This is a genomic window from Rhodococcus sp. IEGM 1241, from assembly GCF_033142365.1.
Lineage (GTDB): Bacteria > Actinomycetota > Actinomycetes > Mycobacteriales > Mycobacteriaceae > Rhodococcus_F > Rhodococcus_F erythropolis.
This window is the reverse complement of record NZ_JAWLSE010000009.1, coordinates 98,531-117,424: the sequence shown is the minus strand read 5'-3', so window position 1 is coordinate 117,424 and position 18,894 is coordinate 98,531. Positions and strand designations below refer to the sequence as shown.

1 protein-coding gene is annotated in these 18,894 nt (G+C 62.8%); it reads right to left on the bottom strand.

Translation table 11 applies throughout. The features are described 5' to 3' along the window. A partial coding sequence (locus R4P70_RS28505) for a non-ribosomal peptide synthase/polyketide synthase (protein WP_317832953.1) occupies positions 1-18,814 on the bottom strand: 18,814 nt, incomplete at its 3' end. Between the last annotated feature and the right edge of the window lie 80 nt (positions 18,815-18,894).

Here is an 18,894-nt window from a genome sequence, read left to right as displayed (position 1 = left end):
CCCGACCACCCGAAAACCCACCCACATCAAGACCATCGAGAACAACAACATCCACACCCACAGGCAACACACCCACAAACGCAGAAACAGTCAACACAAGCTGCGGCGCAGCCGAATCAACCACAAACCCGATCCGCTCCACCGGCAACTCCGGATCAATCGGCACATACGCACCACCCGCAGCAACAACCGCATGCATCGCCACGATCATCTCCACCGAACGCTCCACCGCAAGACCCACCAAAACATCCGGCCCAACACCACGCCCGATCAACCACCGCGCCAACCGATTCACCCGCACACCGAACTCGGCATACGACAACACCACATCACCGAACACCACAGCCACACGACCCGACGACACCTCAACCGAAGCCGCCACCAAATCCGCCAACGTCACACCCTCAACACAACGATCCGTCTCATTCACACCCCCCAACACCAACCCACGCTCCACCACAGACTCCACCTCGAACATCTCGACTCGCCGATCCGGTTCTGCGACAGCAGTAGTCAAGACCGATTCGAAGGCGTACATCAGGCGTGAGGCGGTGGATTCCTCGAACAGATCAGTGGCGTAGGTCAACTGAACGACAAGCCCTGCCGGTAGGCCGTCGTTGTCGAATTGTTCGGCCGCAACAAAATCGAGGTCGAACTGAGTGCTCACCACCGCAGGTTCGATGCTCTCGATGTGCAACCCGTTGAGAGTCAACCGTGAATCGAGATGGTTCTGTAGTGCGAGGCTGACCTGGAAGAGCGGTGAATAGGACTGCGAACGAACGGGATCGAGTACCTCGACCAGACGCTCGAACGGAACGTCGCCGTGCGCAAAAGCCTGAAGATCGACGTCGCGGACTCGGGACAGCAGGTCGGTGAACTCCTCACCTGGATCGACTCTGGTGCGCAACACGACGGTCCCCACGAACATACCGACGAGATCGTCGAGCACGCGTTCGCCGCGCCCGGCGGTCGGCGTCCCGACGGCAAAGTCGTAACTGCCGCTGAACCGTGACAGTACGACGGCCAGAGCAGCATGCAACACCATGAACGGCGTAGCGCGATGCCGTCGTGCCAGTTCGGAAATTGCCTGTTGCAGAGCAGGTTCGAGATGCACGCTCAGAAGCGATCCTCGTCCGGAGGCCTCAGCCGGGCGGGGCCGATCCAACGGGAGTTCGAGGACGGCGGGCGCTCCCTCGAGAGCGTTCCGCCAGAAGTCCAACTGTCGTGTGACGAGTGAGGTCGACGATTCTTCCGAACCCAACGTCTCGAGCTGCCACAGCGCGTAATCCGCGTACTGCACCTCGAGCGGCGCCCACAACGGCTCCATACCTCGGGACCGCGCCTCGTACGCCACCATCACATCACGCGTCAACGGACCCATCGAGAAACCGTCACCCGCAATGTGATGCACCGTCATCGCCAGGACGTACTCGAACTCGTCGAGCTGGAACAGATGAGCTCGAACGGGGATCTCGGACGTGACGTCGAAAGTGGCGCCGAGAACATCGGCCAGCACGCTGTGGAGCGAATCCTCCTGCACCGTGACAATGTCGAGAATGTCGAGAGCACGAGGTTCCTCGACGACCTCCTGGTAACCCGTTCCGTCGTACTCCGGGTACACGGTTCTCAGGACCTCGTGGCGAGCGATCACGTCGGCGACACTGGCGCGCAACGCCTCGACATCCAATGGACCTGTGAATCGCAGAACCACCGGGATGTTGTATGCCGACGAATCGGGATCGAAGCGATTGAGGAACCACATACGAGTCTGCGCAGCGGAGAGCGGAATCCTCGCCGGCCTCGGCTGCGAACCCAGCGCGGGCCGCCGCGAAAGCTCGGCAGTTTCCACCACTGCAGCCAATTCTGCGACAGTGGGCGACTCGAAGACCACACGCACGGGCAAGTCCGTGCCCGCCGCGGCGTTGATCCGCCCGAGCACCCGAGTTGCACTGAGCGAATTGCCGCCGCGTTCGAAGAAGTCGTCGTCGATGCCCACCTCCCCCGTGCTTCCGCTGCCGAGAACCTCGGCAAAAGCGGTCGCCACCGACAGTTCGGCCGGTGTCGTCGGTGCACGGAAACCACGTGCCTCGAAGACTGGCTCCGGTAGCGCATGTCGATCTACCTTGCCTGTACTCCCCAGCGGCAGGGAGTCGAGCGTCATCAGCGTTGTCGGAATCATGTAGCCGGGCAGGGTGGCGCGCAGTCGTGCCAGAATCGCTGAGCTCTCGATGTCCGAGCCAGCTGCCGCGGTGACGTAGCCGACCAGGTTTTGCTCACCGGTGGCCGACGTCGTGACCGTGACCACCGCATCGCGGATCGGTCGTTCGGCGCGCAACGCTGTTTCGATCTCGCCGAGTTCGATGCGGAAACCTCGGACCTTGACCTGGAAATCTGCACGCTCGAGGTATTCGAGGCTGCCCGCGGCATTCCACCGAACCAGATCGCCGGTTCGATAGAGACGCTCTCCCGTTCCATTCGGGTCGGCGACGAAACGGCTCGAGTTCTGCCCCGCATCCCCGATGTACCCGCGCGCCAGCTGAACTCCAGCGAGATAGAGCTCACCTGCGACACCGACCGGAACCGGGTGAAGCCGCTCGTCGAGTACATGCAGGCGCGTGTTCCAGGCGGGGGTTCCGATCGGCACTACGGCAACGTCTGCATCGCTCGTTCGGTGCGCTGTGACGCTGACCGCTGCTTCCGTGGGTCCGTACAGGTTGTAGACCTGCGCCGAACTCTGCTCTCGCATGTGCTCGGCTGTCTGTATCGGGAGAGTCTCGCCGATGCACAGAATCCTGGTGAGCGAATTCGGCAGTCGGCGCTCGGACACACTGAGCAGCGACAACATCGAGGGGACGGCATGCAGTGTCGTGACGTGCTCACGCTCGATCAGCAGCGTGAGGTACTCGCCGTCCTGCTGTGCCCCTGACTCGGCGAGAATCATGCAGGCGCCGGTTTGCAACGCCCACCAGTATTCCCAAACGGACAGGTCGAAGGTAGATGCAGTTTTGACGAGTACGCGGTCGTGCGCGCCGAGCGGGAATTGATCCTGCTTCCACAAGAGTTGGTTCGTGATCGCTCGATGGGAAATCGCCACGCCCTTGGGCTTTCCGGTGGATCCCGAGGTATAGATCGCGTATGCGATGTTGTCCGGTCGCAGGCAGGCGAGGCGTTCGCTGTCCCGAATCGGTGCTGCGTCGTTTCCGTCCAGATCGAGAGTTTCGATGTCCACGACGTGGAACTGCCCGTCGAGCGAATCGCGGGAAGTGCTCAGAACAACTGCGGGCGCTGCAGATTCGAGGATGTGAGCCGTGCGTTCTGCCGGCTGATCCGGGTCGAGCGGAACGTAGGCCCCGCCTGCCTTCACCACCGCGTACATGGCAACGACCAGTTCGACGGAGCGCCGCAGATTGAGCGCGACAGTCACTTCCGGGCCGATCCCGATTCCGATCAAATACCGTGCCAGGCGGTTGCTTTCGGCGTCGAACTCGGTGTAGGTCAGGCGACGGTCACCGAGAACCAGCGCTTCGGCGCGCGGTGTTCTGCGCACCTGGGCGTCGAACAGATCCGCGAGGGTCGTCTCTGGAACGACAGTGTCGGTGTTGTTCCACGTGTTGACGGTGGCCGCGATCTCTTCGTCGCCGAGCAGAGCGACGTCGCCTACCGGGAGGTCCGGGTTTCGACCGATCGAATCGAGAACGCGAAGCAGACGGTTGGCGAATGTCGCCACTGTGGATTGGTCGAACAGATCCGTTGCATAGGTGAACGACGCCGACATCGACCCCGAGTCCCCAGGGGTGACGGTCAAGTGCAGGTCGAACTTCGCCGTCTCGACTGAGGCGCCAACTGCCGCGATCTGCAGTCCGGGTAGCTCGAACATTGTCGGCGTGAGGTTCTGGAAGGACAGTGCCACCTGGAACAACGGATGGCGGGCCGTCGATCTGACCGGATCGATGATCTCGACGAGCCGCTCGAACGGTAGGTCCGCGTGCGCGAAGGCAGCGAGATCCTGATCGCGGGTGTGGTTCAGCAGGTCCGTGAACGGTGCTGCCGTGTTCACCTGGGTTCGCAATGCCAAGGTGTTCACGAACATCCCCACGAGTGCATCGAGCGACTCGTGCCCTCGTCCCGCGATGGGCGAGCCGATGGTGATGTCAGCACTGTTGCCCAACCGGGCAAGCAGTGCGGCGAATGCCGCGTGGACCACCATGAACAGGCTCGCGCCTGATCCGACGGCAAGATCACGCAGTCGATCGGCGGTGTCCGAGCCGATCGTGAAGTGAATCTCCTTGCCGCGGTAGCTCTGACGGGGCGGACGTTGCCTGTCCGTCGGCAATTTCAACAGGTCCGGAATTCCGGCGAGCGCAGAGGTCCAGAACTGAATTTGTCTCTGAGCATCGACGGAGGGATTCGCATCCGCGCCGAGCAGATCATGTTGCCAGAGCGCGTAATCCGCATACTGCACGGGCAACGGTGTCCACTGTGGAGCTTCGCCGCGAGACCGCGAAACGTAGGCACCCATGACGTCGGCGGCCAGGGGTCCGAGCGATGATCCGTCCGATGCGATGTGATGCATGACGACGGCGAGCACATGTTCGGTCTCGGAGATTCGATACAGAGCGGTCCGCAGTGGTACGTCAGTTGTCACGTCGAATCCGGTGCCGGCAAGAGCAAAGAGCCGCTGCGACGCTTCGGCTTCGGTGACGTCATGCGGAACCAGATCGAGATCCACCGAAGACTCGGGCAGGATTTCCTGGCGAGGACCGTTCGGGGAATCCGGATAGTAGGTACGCAACGACTCGTGGCGTTGGACCACGTCACGAAGCGCGAGAGCCAACGCCGGCGCGTCCAGGGTTCCGCTCAGACGAAGCGCCAGGGGCAGGTTGTCCGTGGCAGCCGCGGTGTCGAATCGATTGAGGAACCACATCCGATTCTGCGCCGGTGAGAGCGGAATACGTTCAGGTCGCGGTCGTGCTTCCAATCGGGGCTGATCATCACGTTCTGCCGAGTCTGCCACCAGTGCAAGTTCTGCGACGGTCGGCGCCTCGAACAGCGCCCGAACCCCGAGTTTGATCCCGAACGTGGCGTTGACTCGGGCAATCGCCCGAGTCGCGCTGAGCGAGTTTCCACCCAGCTCGAAGAAACTGTCTTCTGCGCCGACGGTACCGGTACCGAGAACGTCGACAAAAGCGCTCGCGACACGAATCTCTGCGAGTGTGGTCGGCACCCGGAACATCGCCGAGGCGATGAACTCCGGAACGGGAAGTGCTGCGCGATCAAGCTTTCCGGCCGGAGTCAGGGGTAGCAGATCCAGCAGGATCACGGCACTGGGCACCGAGGCACGTGGCAGCACCGCGGATACGGCTTCGAGGACGGACTCCGCCGACACCGCATCTGTGGTGGTGACGTAACCGACGAGTTGATCGCCGAGAGAGTCATGTCGGTGAACAGTGGCGGCAGCAGCGCTCACTCCGCGAACGGAGGCGAGCGCTGATTCGATCTCCCCCAGTTCGATGCGGAGCCCGCGAAGCTGAACTTGGGCGTCGGATCGTCCGATGTACGCCAGTTCGCCCTGCTCGGTCCAGGCGACGACGTCGCCGGTCCGGTACATCCGCGCGCCCGATGCACCGAACGGGTTCGCCACGAAGCGTTCTGCGGTCAATGCCGCGCGCCGGTTGTACCCACGTGCCAGGCCGGGTCCCGACAGATACAGCTCGCCCCTGACACCGACGGGGACGGGATTGAGGGCGGAATCGAGGACCAGAACGTGTGCGCCTTCGAGCGGAATACCGATCGTGACGGGCGAGAGTGACGTGTGACGGTGTTGCTCGCCGTCACCGACCAGAGCTGCAGTGTCGTGGAGAGCCCCGGTCTTGGTGATGACGATGGTGCTCTCGGTCGGCCCGTAACTGTTGAAGAGTCTTGTCTGGCTGGGAAAACGGTCGAGTAGCTGCGGCGGAAAGACGTCGCCGCCGAGCACGACGACTTCGAGATCCGACAAAATGCCTGCGTCGACGGTGGTCATCGCAGCAGGAGCCGTCACCACATGGGTGACGCGATGACGCCGGATCACGTCGGTGAGTTCCTCGCCGGCAATGACCGACGGAGGTGTGATCACCATCGTGGCACCGGCGGTGAACGCAAGGATCATCTCGAACATGGACGCGTCGAAGCTGGCCGAGGACAGTCGCAGTACCCGAGAGTCGCGCGATACCGCCAGATCAGTGCGGGTCCGAGCGGAGAACACGGACAGTCCCCGGTGAGTGACAGCGACGCCCTTGGGGAGACCGGTCGAGCCTGACGTGTAGATCAGGTAGGCAACATGATCCGCGTGCAATGGGCGGATCCGATCGGCATCGTCGACCTGCGCTGCGAGGTAGCGATCGAGGTCGAGATAGTCGATCTCGATCGTATCGATTCCGTTCGGAAGTGTTGGCGCCGTCTCGGAGTCGGTGATCACGACCAGCGCTGCAGAGTCTGCCAGCATGTGTGCGATGCGCTCGTCGGGATACGTCGGATCCACCGGAACGTACGTTGCTCCGGACTTGGCAACAGCCCACAGTGCGAGGATGGACTGCGTCGAACGTGGAAGAGACACCGCAACAGCTGTTTCGGGGCCTATCCCACGTTCGATGAGGAGCCGAGCCAGCTGTGAGGATCGCACATCCAGCTCGCTGTACGTCATCTCACCGTACGACTCGGAAACGATTGCCACATTCGCGGATTCCGAGTGCAGGGTCAACAGATCTGCCAGGGTGCGAACCGTTGGCGTTGACGGACCGAATGCCGAAGTAAGTCTGGTGTATTCGTTCTCGTCCAGAACGGCGATATCCGCGATTGCCACTTCCGGAGTCTCGACAATCTGCGCGAGAATCCGGTGGAACCGCTGCGCAAATCCGTCCACGGACGTGCCGGTGAAGAGGTCTGTGGCGTATGTCCAGGTGAGATTCAACGAATCTGCGTGCTGGACCATCGTGATCTGGAGGTCGAACTTTGCCGCCGCGACTGCGTTGTCCACGGCTTCGATCTCGAGACCGGGCAGCGTGAACGCAGCGGTTCCCTCTTGCTCCTGAGACAGAGCCACCTGGAAGATCGGCGCGTGGGCCTGGGAGCGAGCGGGTTGCAGTATGTCGATCAGCCGCTCGAATGGTAGGTCGGCATTCTCGAACGCAGTGAGGTCAGTGGCTCGCACCTGCGCCAACAGATCGAGGAACGACATCGCCGGGGTGAGACGGCTGCGTAGTGCCACCGTGCCGACGAACATTCCGACCACGTCGTCCAGCGCTTGTTGGCCGCGTCCGGAAATCGGTGTCCCGATCACCACGTCGTCGGTCGCACCGAGGTTGGACAGGAGCACCGCGAGGGCCGCCTGGAGCACCATGAAGGTCGTGGCGCCCTGTGTGCGGCCCAACTGCCCGAGTGCAGTGACCATCGCGGGCGCCAACACCAGTTCGGTGTTCGCTCCGCGCAGCGACGCAATCGCCGGCCGCGGGAAATCGGCCGGAAGTTCGAGAAGCTCCGGCGCGCCGGCCAACTGGCCACGCCAATACTCGGCCTGCGCCGAAGCAAGACTGGTCTGATCACTTTCCGAACCGAGGACCTGGTGTTGCCACACGCTGTAATCCGGATACTGAACAACCAACGGGGCCGGTGACGGCTCCGTACCCGAACGGCGCGCCGAGTAGGCCAGAACGAGATCCCGTGCGAGCGGCGCCACTGACGCACCGTCCGCGGCTATGTGGTGAATCACGGCGACCAGGATGTGTTCGTCAGCCGAGAGCTCGAACAGGTTTACCCGCAACGGGATTGCTCTGGTGACGTCGAACCCCTCGTCCACAGCGCCGACAATCTGATCGGCAACCTGTTCGGGAGAAACCACCGTGTGACGAAAAGGAACGTCGACGTCGTCGAGAATCCGCTGGAAAGGCCCTTCGGCATCGTCAGGGAATATCGTCCGCAAGGATTCGTGGCGAAGAACGATGTCCGACAGAGATTCTCGGAGAGCCACTGAATCCAGCCGGCCGCGCAGGCGAAGGACGAGCGGGATGTTGTACGCGGGCGAGGCAGGATCGTATCGATTGAGAATCCACATTCGCGATTGCGCCGGCGAGAGCGGGATTCGCTCGGGCCGAGGCCCGGCGGCCAGAGCGGGCCGCGTTCCGCTCTGCGCTGCATCGACTGCCACAGCGAGGGCCGCGACTGTCCTGGCATCGAAGAGAACCCGAACCGGGAGGGTGACTGAGAGTTCGGTGCCGACCCGTCCCATCACTCGGGTAGCACTCAGAGAGTTTCCACCGATGTCGAAGAAGTCGTCCGTGATGCTGACCTGGTCGACTGCCAGGACGTCACCGAAGATCCGGCCGATCAACTCCTCCGTCTTCGTGACGGGTGCGACATACGCATTCCGGCGCATCGTCGGGGCAGGCAGCGCGCGGAAATCGACCTTTCCGGCCGGCGTCAACGGAATTTCCTCGAGAACGATCACCGAGGAAGGAACCATGTGTGCCGGCAGTCGACTGGAGACGAAGGTGCGCACTTCTTCCGGATCCAGATGACCACCGACCACGTACGAGTGCAGTCCGACGGTGTCGTCTGCTGTCGTCACCGCAGTTCGTACGCCAGAGTGCGCACCGAGCACCGCGTCGATCTCACCGAGTTCGATGCGGAAGCCGCGAATCTTGACCTGCGAGTCACTGCGGCCGAGATACTCGAGTTCCGTTCCACGACGTCGCACGAGGTCTCCGGTGCGGTACATCCGCAGCCCCGAACGTGAGGGGTCGGCAACAAATCGAGACGCTGTCAGGTCGCCGCGACGGTGGTAACCGCGGGCAAGTCCACGCCCGGTCAGATACAGCTCACCTGTCACTCCGTCCGGAACTGGACGGAGGCGAGAGTCGAGAACATGTGCGACGGTGCCGCGAACAGGACTACCGATGGTGATCCGATCAGTCGCCGACATGGGCCCCGCGAGGGTAGCCATGACGGTGGCCTCGGTGGGACCGTATGCGTTGAACATCTTTCGCGCCGATGCCCACTGCGCGACCAACGCGGCGTCGCACGCTTCACCGCCGACGATCACCGCACCGAGATCCGGAACCTCTGCCGGTTCGATCGTAGCCAGGGCAGCCGGGGTCACAAATGCGTGACTGATCTTCGACGCCCGCATGAGGGCTGCGAGTTCGCTTCCGCCGTAGATGCCGGTGGGAACAACAAGCATCGCGGCACCGGCACCGACAGCCATGGCCAGTTCGAGCACAGATGCGTCGAAGCTGGGGGAAGCGAAATGCATCGTGCGACTGAGGTTGTCGAGTTCGTATCGGCAAACCTGCTCGTCGACTAGCGCCGCGAGACCCGCATGGGAGACGGCGACGCCCTTCGGAGTGCCGGTCGATCCCGACGTGTAGATGACGTACGCGGTGTGGTCCGTGCGAATCGGTGACGTGCGCTCGGAATCGAGGATTCGCGTGTCACTGACGTCGTCGCGATCAAGCGACGCCACGACTTCTTCCGTCAGCGTCAGGATCGCGCCCGAATCAGTGAGCATGTGCTCGATTCGCTCGGCCGGGTAGCTCGGGTCGACGGGTACGAACGCCGCTCCGGTCTTGGCAACGGCCCAAGTGGCGAGTACAGAAGAGGCCGACCGCGGAATGGCGATCGCCACTACCGATTCAGGGCCGATCCCTCGAGCTACGAGTGCCCGCGCCCACCGATTGGTACGCCGGTCTACATCGTCGTAAGAGAGTTCGAGGTCGCCGCACAGTATGGCCGGACCACCGTTGGATTTGATGACCCCGGCCGTCAGGATCTCCGGCAGCGTCAACTCCGTCAAGGCGACCGAATGGGCAGTTCCCTGACGTTCGATCTCTGGCATCGTCCGCAGATCGAGGTCACCGACCACTGATTCGGGTTGGGCGACAACAGCATCGAGAATGGCGACGAACCGATCCGCGAGCTCGCGCACAGTCGATTCGTCGAAGATGTCGAGGGCATAGGTCCACGTCGTGGTCACCGACCCGTCCCGGCGCGGCGACGAGACATCCAGTTGGAGATCGAATTTCGAGATCGGAGCATCCAACGGGACCTGAGAAACTTCGAGGCCGGGAAGCTTCACGGATGGGGTCGGAATATCGCCGGTCGCGAGTACCACCTGGAAGAAGGGGTGGTGCGCCGTCGAGCGAGGCGGGTCGAGCACCTCGACGAGACGCTCGAACGGAATATCTGAGTGGGCAAATGCCGAGAGGTCGGCGTTGCGGGTCGATTCGAGCAATCCGCGGAACGAAGCCGTCGGATCCACCTGAGTCCGGAGAACCACGGTTCCGACGAACATGCCGACGAGGTTGTCGAGGGCCTGATCGCCGCGTCCGCTGACCGGGGTGCCGATCGCGATGTCGGACTCCCCCGCCATCCGAGACAGCAGTACCGACAACGCCGTGTGCAGCACCATGAACGGTGTGGACCGAGTGCTGCGAGCCAGGGATTCGACGGCGCGGTGCGTCTGCGCCGAGAGGGTCGACGACACCGTCGCACCTCGATAGGACGCGACTGTGGGATGCGGCCGATCCGTCGGGAAATCGAGACGGGTCGGGACGTGCGCCAATGCAGCGCGCCAGTATTCGATCTGGCGCGATGCCTCCGATTCCGGATCGTCCTCGTTGCCGAGAGAATCGATCTTCCAGAGCGTGTAGTCCGCGTAGTGAACGCTCAACGGCGACCACTGTGGCGCGGTTCCCGCGAGCCGTGACGCGTAGGCCGTCATCACATCCGCGGCCAGTGGTTGCATCGACCAACCGTCGCCACTGATGTGGTGGACGACGAGTACAAGAATATGCTCCCGACCAGACGTCCGGAGAAGCGAAGCCCGCACCGGAACCTCGGTGGTGACGTCGAACCCGGCACCGACCAATTCGCCGATAGCCACGACGGGGTCACTGACATCCGCGGGTTCGAGAGCAACTGGCGCGTCGTCGAGAATGCGCTGGTAAGGACCTTGATCCGAATCCGGATAGAGAGTGCGCAGCACCTCGTGCCGGTCGATGACATCGCTGATCGCCTGGCGCAAAACCTGAACGTTCAGGTCGCCGGACAACGAGAGTGCTGCCGCGATGTTGTACGCCCCGGATTCCGGATCGAATCGGTTGAGGAACCACATACGTTGCTGGGCCGGTGAGAGCGGAATCCGGTCCGGTCGAGGGCGCAGTCCGAGCTCGGTGAACCTGGACGGCGCGCTGCCGGCGACGAGTCCGGCCAGCGCACCAACTGTCGGAGCGTCGAACAGGTCTCGGACACCCAGAGTCGATCCCAGTGCCGAGTTGATCCGTGCCACCACCCGCGCAGCCGTCAGAGAGTTGCCACCGAGCGCGAAGTAGTCGGCGGTGAGGCCGATTTCGCTCACACCGAGGAGTTCGACAAAGATCGCGGCAATGGTCTTTTCGGGTTCGGTGACGGGAGCGACGTACTCAGCTGCCGCCGAATCCGGTTCCGGCAGCGCACGCCGGTCGAGTTTTCCGTTGGGGCCCAGCGGCATCGACGTCAAGAACACGAATGCGGAGGGAACCATGTAGGTAGGCAGCTTCGCCTGCGCGTGCGCGCTGAGAAGGGCACTGTCGATTGCCGAATCAGCTGTCACGTAGGCGATCAGACGATCCTGACGTACGACGGTGGCGGCCGAGAGAACTCCCGACAGTTCCAACAGGACCCCATCGATTTCTCCGAGTTCCAAGCGCTGCCCGCGAAGCTTCACCTGGAAGTCGGTACGACCCAGATACTCGATCTCACCGGTGGAGTTCCACATGACGAGGTCGCCGGTCCGATACATCCGGCCGGGACCGAAGGGGTTGGCTACGAAACGATCTGCTGTCAAGTCAGAGCGTTGCACGTAGCCGCGGGCGAGTTGGACTCCTGCGAGATAGAGTTCTCCCGCCACTCCGATCGGGCTCGGCGCGAGGCGGTGGTCCAGCACGTAGGTCTGCGTGTTCCAGACCGGAGCACCGATCGGCACCGGACCTGTTGCGGCGGCATGCGTCTGGTGGAAAGTGACGTCGACGGCAGCTTCGGTGGGACCGTAAAGATTGTGCAGACGTGCACCGAATCGTTCGTGGAAGCGAACGACCGTCGCACGCGGAAGTGCCTCGCCGCTGGCGAACACCTGACGAACGGATCGAAGTTGTGCGAGATCTCCGTCGACGAGGAAGACGTCGAGCATCGACGGGACGAAGTGCAAGGTGGTGACACCTTCGCGAGCGATCAGCTCGGAGAGGTACCGAGAATCGCGATGTCCATCGGGTTCTGCAACTACCAGTCGCGAGCCGGCGACGAATGGCCAGAACAACTCCCACACCGAGACGTCGAAGGTGGCGGGTGTCTTGTGCAGCACGACGTCGTGACGGCCGAGCGGATATTCATGTTGCATCCACAGCAGGCGATTGACTATCGCTCGATGCGACACTGCAACGCCCTTGGGCTTTCCGGTGGACCCGGATGTGAAGATCACATAAGCAACGTGATCCGGTGATACACGACCGAGACGCTCGACGTCTGTGAGCCGCTCGGTGGAGTACCCCGACAGATCGATCTCGTCGAGAAGTACGGGGTTGACCCCATCGGGCAGCGATGTGGCGTCGGCCGCGACCGACAGGACGACCGACGGTGCTCCGACGTCGAACAGGTACCGGATCCGCTCGTCCGGATGCTGCGGATCGATCGGAAGATACGCACCGCCGGCTGCGATGACGGCGTGCACTGCCACCACGTACTGCGCGCTCCGGTGCAGAGCGATCGCGACCAGTGACTCCGGCCCGACGCCGCGTTCTACGAGGTGACGAGCGAGAGAGTTGACCTGGGACCGGAATTCTCCGCGACTGATCGTCGTGCCCGCGAAGGTCAGTGCAGCATCGGCCAAGTCGGCGATACCCGAGTCGGCGATTTCCGAGTCGGCGATTTCCGAGTCGGCGATTTCCGAGTCGGCGATTTCCGAGTCGGCGCCGAGTAGGTCGAGCAGCGTCTTGTCAGCGATGACGTTGGCAGTGTCGTTCCACTCGTCGAGTACGAGCCGTCGTTCGGCCGCGTCGAGATAGTCGATGTCCCGGATGCGGATTTTCTCGCCAGTCATCGCGCCCAGTATCGATGCAAGGCGTCGGCCGACACGCTCTGTCGCGTCGTGGTCCATCGCATCGGGTGCGTACTCGATGGTGAGGTGAAGGCTCGGTTCGAGGACCGTGATCAGGGCGAGCGGGTAGTGAGTCGCGTCGGCGACCTCGATTCCCGTAACTCGCATCCCGGCGATATCCGTCGCGGATTCGAGCGCCGAACGGTTGACGGGGTATGACTCAAACACCGTCAACGTGTCGAACATCGCGCCGGCGCCCACGACCGACTGCACCTCGGCCAGGCCGACGTGGTGACTGTCGAGCAGCCGAACCTGCTCGGACTGAACGTGTTCGAGGAGTTCGGACACCGAACTGTCCGGGTTGACACGAACGCGAACAGGAACTGTGTTGATGAACAACCCGAGAATGTCTTCGACCCCGGTCAGCGACGCGGGTCGACCCGAGACGGTGGCTCCGAACACGACGTCGTCGCGTCCGAGCATTCCACTGAGCAGTAGACCCCACGCAGTCTGGACGACAGTGTTGACCGTGACGCCGCTGCGCCTGGCCAACTCGAAGATCGCCTCGGTCGACGAGGCTTCCAGCGGGACTTCGACATCCACGGGAACTGCGTGCACGGAGGACTCCGTACGGTGTGGTGCGATCAGCGTCGGTTCGTCTACTCCAGACAGTGCGCCGATCCACCTGTCCAATGCCGCGCCGTTGTCTTGTTCGGCGAGCCAGTGCAGATAGGTGCGATACGACCGAGCGGGAGCCGGCAGCGAGGTGTCGGCGGCGTAGAGCGACAGTAGATCGCGCACCAACAACGGCATGGACCAACCGTCGAAGAGAATGTGGTGATTGGTCACGATCAGGTGCGCCGAATCCGCACCCTGGCGTACCAGCACTGCACGAAGCAGTGGGGGCGCGCTCAGATCGAACGGTGCCGTGCGCTCGAGTTCCGCGACGACGTTCGGATCACCCCCGAGCACCTCCCGCCATGGAGTTGTCACGGAATCGAGAACGAGCTGTGCTGCAACGCCGTTCGAGTCGTACACGAAGGCAGTCCGAAGTGCGGTGTGGCGCTCGAACAGTCTCGAAAGCGACCGCTGTAGTCGATCGCTGTCGACGATCCCGGCGAGGGACAGAACGATCTGGCCGGTGTAGACGTCGACGGCATCGGCGGTGAGGCCGGCGTGAAACTGGAATCCGGCTTGCAGCGGCGAGAGCGACCAGATGTCCTCCAGGTGGCCGAACTGCTTCTCCCACAGTTCTATTTCGTCCTGCGAAGCCGAGACCAGGGGAACGTCTGACGGTGTGAGGCCGGCATGATCACCGACGGAGGCGGCAATCTTCTCCAGTTCGACGCGCCACGCCGTCCCGAGCTCCGCGACTGCAGCGGGTTCGAAGATACCTTCGGGGAAAGCAAATGACGCCGAAAGGAACTCGCCTTCCGGACCGTCCACGACGGCGGCATTGATGTCGATCGCGTAACTGACCGCGAGATCGCTTCCGCTGCCGTTGTTGAGATCGATTCCGGCGTCGGGAATCCAGCCCGCGGCCCGCAATTCGTCACCGAACTCCGCGGTGGACATCTTGCCCAAGTAGTTGAAACCGATCTGCGGTTCCGGGCCAGTCAGCATCCCTGCACGTCGGAGCAGCCCGTAACCGATACCGGACCCCGGCGTGGTTCTCAGCTGTTCCTTGACGGATTTCACGACCGCCGGCGTGTCCACTCCGAGTCCGGTGAGATCGATCCGAACCGGGTACACCGCCGTGAACCAGCCGACGGTCCTGGACAGGTCAGCGCCGGGCAGCACGTCTTCGTCTCGTCCGTGACTTTCGAGCGAGACGAGCATCCGCTGTGATCCGCTCCAGGTGCGCAATGCCAGGGCAAGGGCACTGAGCAAGCCGTCGTTGACACCGGTCCGATAGTGCGACGGTACCGCGCGCAACAGGTGATCTGTTGTGTCACGGTCGATGTCGACCCGGACCCGACGCAGTGACGACCCTCGGTCCCGTTCCGCATCGAGAGGACGCGAACCGATCGGCGCACCATCGGAGTCGACGACCTCACGCCAGTAATCGAGTTCCGCCGACGGTGACAGCTCGGTGAGTCCGTGCGACCAACGCCGCAGTGACGTTCCGACGGGCATCGGTACCGGCGTGCCACCGTGAACGATCTGTTGCCAGGCTACAGCGAAGTCCGGAAGGAGAATCCGCCACGAGACGCCGTCGACAACCAGATGGTGGATGACGACCACCAATCGGCCCGAATCGTGCGTCGAGTCGAGCCAGACGATCTGAGCAGTATCGCCGCGGTACGGATCGAGCCTCGACGCGGCGTCCGCGGTCGCCTGGGTGAGAGCTTCCTCGAACTCGGGGGTTCCGGGTAGCGCTTCGGTGACGGTCCGACGAACCCATGCATCGACAGCACAGCCAGGGGCAATGTCGAATCCGGAGTGGTCGGGCAGCAAACGCGCGCGAAGAGCGTCGTGTTGATCGACAACTACTTGAAGAGTTGCCGCGAGGCGCGAGAGATCAAGTCCGACAGGAACACTGACCGACACGGCTTGATAGAAGTTCTCGATGCTGCCGGCCGTGCCCAGTATCTTGGCTGCGATCGGGGTCAGCGGGACAAACCCCACTCCCTTACCCGGCAGTTCTTCGAGTACGACCGATTCATCTGCCGGGAGTGCGATTTCGGCCAATCGCGCCACCGTCTTGCGTTCGAACACGTCGCGAGGAGTGAAGACAACTCCGGCGGCTTTTGCTCGAGAGACGAGCGAGATCGCGACGATGCTGTCTCCACCCAGCGCGAAGAAGGAATCGTCGACGCCGACTCGCTCGACGCCGAGTACCGACGCAGCGGCGTCGGCGATGATGCGCTCGACCGGACCGCTCGGCGCCCGGTAGTTCTGAGCCGCCGAACGAAATTCCGGTTCGGGTAGCGCCTGGCGATCGAGCTTGCCTGCCGGGGTCAGTGGCACTTCGGCCAGCGGTATCAGCTGGGACGGCACCATGTGAGCGGGCAGGAATCGAGATGCGTGTGCGATCAACGCGTCTTCGTCGAGATCGTGTCCCGGCTTGATCTTCACATACGAGTACACGGTGCCGCCGGCAAGCGTCACCACGAAATCGACGGATTCATGGCGTGCGAGCACAGCGTCGATCTCACCGAGTTCGATGCGAAGTCCATTGACCTGCACCTGGAAATCGGAGCGGCCGACGTACTCGAGTTCGAGAGTCCGAGTCCAGCGGACCACGTCTCCGGTGCGGTACAACCGAGTTCCGCCGCCGAGAGGATCGGCGACAAAACTCGCAGCGGTGAGAGCTGAACGTGAGTGGTAGCCCTGCGCCAATCCGGGGCCACCGAGATACAGTTCACCGGCCACCCCGGCCGGCACAGGTCGCAACCAGCGGTCGAGAACCATCAGATGCGCGCCCTGAATCGGAGAACCGATCATGATGGCCTCGTCCGACGCCAGCGGGGGTGTCGTGGTGATGACGATGGTCGACTCGGTGGGGCCGTAACTGTTGTAGAACCGGCAGATCGGGCCGAAGCGTCGAACCAGGTCCGGCGGGCACACGTCACCTCCGACAACCACAGCTTCGAGATCCGGAAGATCGGTGGCGTCCACCGTGCCCAGAATTGCCGGCGCACTGATGATGTGGGTGACGCGCTCGCTGCGCAGCAGTTCTGTGAGCTCGCCGCCGCCGTAGACATCTGCCGGAGCGATGACCATCGTCGCCCCGGCACTGAACGCCTGAACCATTTCGAAGACGGAGGCGTCGAAACTCGCGGACGAGAATCGCAGAACTCGCGAATGCGCACCGACGCCGAGTTCGGGGCGACCCCACGCGGTGAAATCGACCAACGCATTGTGCGTGACGGCAACACCTTTCGGTGTACCGGTGGAACCGGACGTGTAGATCAGATAGGCGATGTGATCGCTTCGCAACGGCGCCGTGCGGTCGGAGTCGTCGACGACGGACTCGTCGCCGACAAAGCTGAAGGCGTCGATCGAGATGCAGTCCAGATCGACGGGCAGCATCTGATGGACAGTCGAATCAGTAATTCCCACAACAGCATTACTGTCCCCGACCATGTGACCGATTCGTTCGACCGGGTACGTCGGATCGACCGGAACTGATGCAGCGCCGGTTTTGGCAACCGACCACCACGCGATGACGGCGTCGATGGATCTCGGCAGCGCGATCACGACACTGGTGCCAGGACCCACTCCGCGCCGGATCAGCGTTCGAGCGAGTACGTTGGAGCGACGATCGAGTTCGCGGTAGCTGAGCTGCTGGGTACCGCAGCTCAGTGCGATCCCCTCCGACGATGCCGCGACGCCGTGGGCGAGAATCGTGGGCAAGGTCGTCGGTGCCAGTGCGTCAGGGCCGCGTGCCGGAACGAGCGACTTCCGCTCGGCTTCGCTAAGGATCTCGAGATCGTGAACACGAGTGTCCGGCAGCGCTTGCGTGTACCGGGACAGCAGTTCGACGTATCGGCGGACATGGTCGCTCAGGACATCTGCGGTGTACAGATGGGGATTGGCTTCGAAATCGATTCGCGGCGCCTCTCCCGAGGCACTCGGATAGATGTTGACCGACAGGTCTTCCACCGGCCCTGTCGACAAGACGTGGAATCGACCAGTCACCGACCCCAGGACCACTTCGGGGTGAAAGTTCATGATGTTGATCGCGGGACCGAAGAACCCACGCTCGGCACCGACGCCTCGATCGCGCCTCATGTCCTCGGTGCGGTACCGCTGATGTCTGAGCGCGCCGGTCAGTTCGAGCGAGGCAGCCGCGCTCAATTCGGCAACCGTGGTCGAAGCGGTCACCGCGAGGCGCAGCGGAACGACGTTGGAGATCATGCCACCCGAACCGCGCAGAACCCTGTTCGTTCGCGCGGTCACCGGCAAACTCAGCACTACGTCTTCGGTGCCGGTCACCCGGGCGAAGTAGAGCGCGAAGGCAGCCACCGCCGCCGCCGAAGAGAACTCGTCCGCCTTCGCCGTCGCGTTCGAACTGTCGAGTGTTCGGCCGACCACGACCGCACCCGGTGTGGCGTCCATCCGCTTCCCGGCCAGACTTGCCACGGCCGGAAGCTCTGCTGTCTTGGCTGCCCAGTAGTCCTGATCTCGGCGGAATCGCGGCGAGTGCCGATACTCGGCCTCGGCGTCGTGCACGGCCAGAAGATCGGTTGCCGACGATTCGGGGACTGAAAGGCCGGCGACCTCCGCTGAGTAGAGCTCGGCGATGCGTGTCATGAAGTTCATGGCGCCGTAGCCGTCGAGGACTAGATGATGGATCCGGCAGTACCAGAACTGGCGGTTCGCGCCGACGCTCAGGACGGCTGACTTCACCAATCGATCGGCGAGTAGATCAAAAGGTCGGGTGTACTCCTGCCGCATCCACTCGAGTGCGGCTGCCTCCGGCTCGCGCTCACCGCTCAGATCGACGACTTCGACGCTCTGACTGAGCTCGGAATCGATCTGCTGAAACGGTTCGCCGTCGATCTCGAGCAGTTTCAGCATCCCGGAGCCGAACTCATGCGCTGCTGTGACGCAGGCACTTTCGAGCACCGCCGCGTCGAGAGTCCCGTCGACTACGACATACTGCGCGATCGTGATCGGCACATCAGTGCGCAGTAGCTGGGCAAACCAGATTCCGCGTTGCGCGCTGGTCAGCGGAAAGGGCTCGAAACGTCGATCAGCATGCACAGCGTCGTTCTCTCATCTGCCGAAAAAAGTACCGACGGCCTGCATCGATTGCCGTGGACCTGCGGCGCGAGACGACCGTG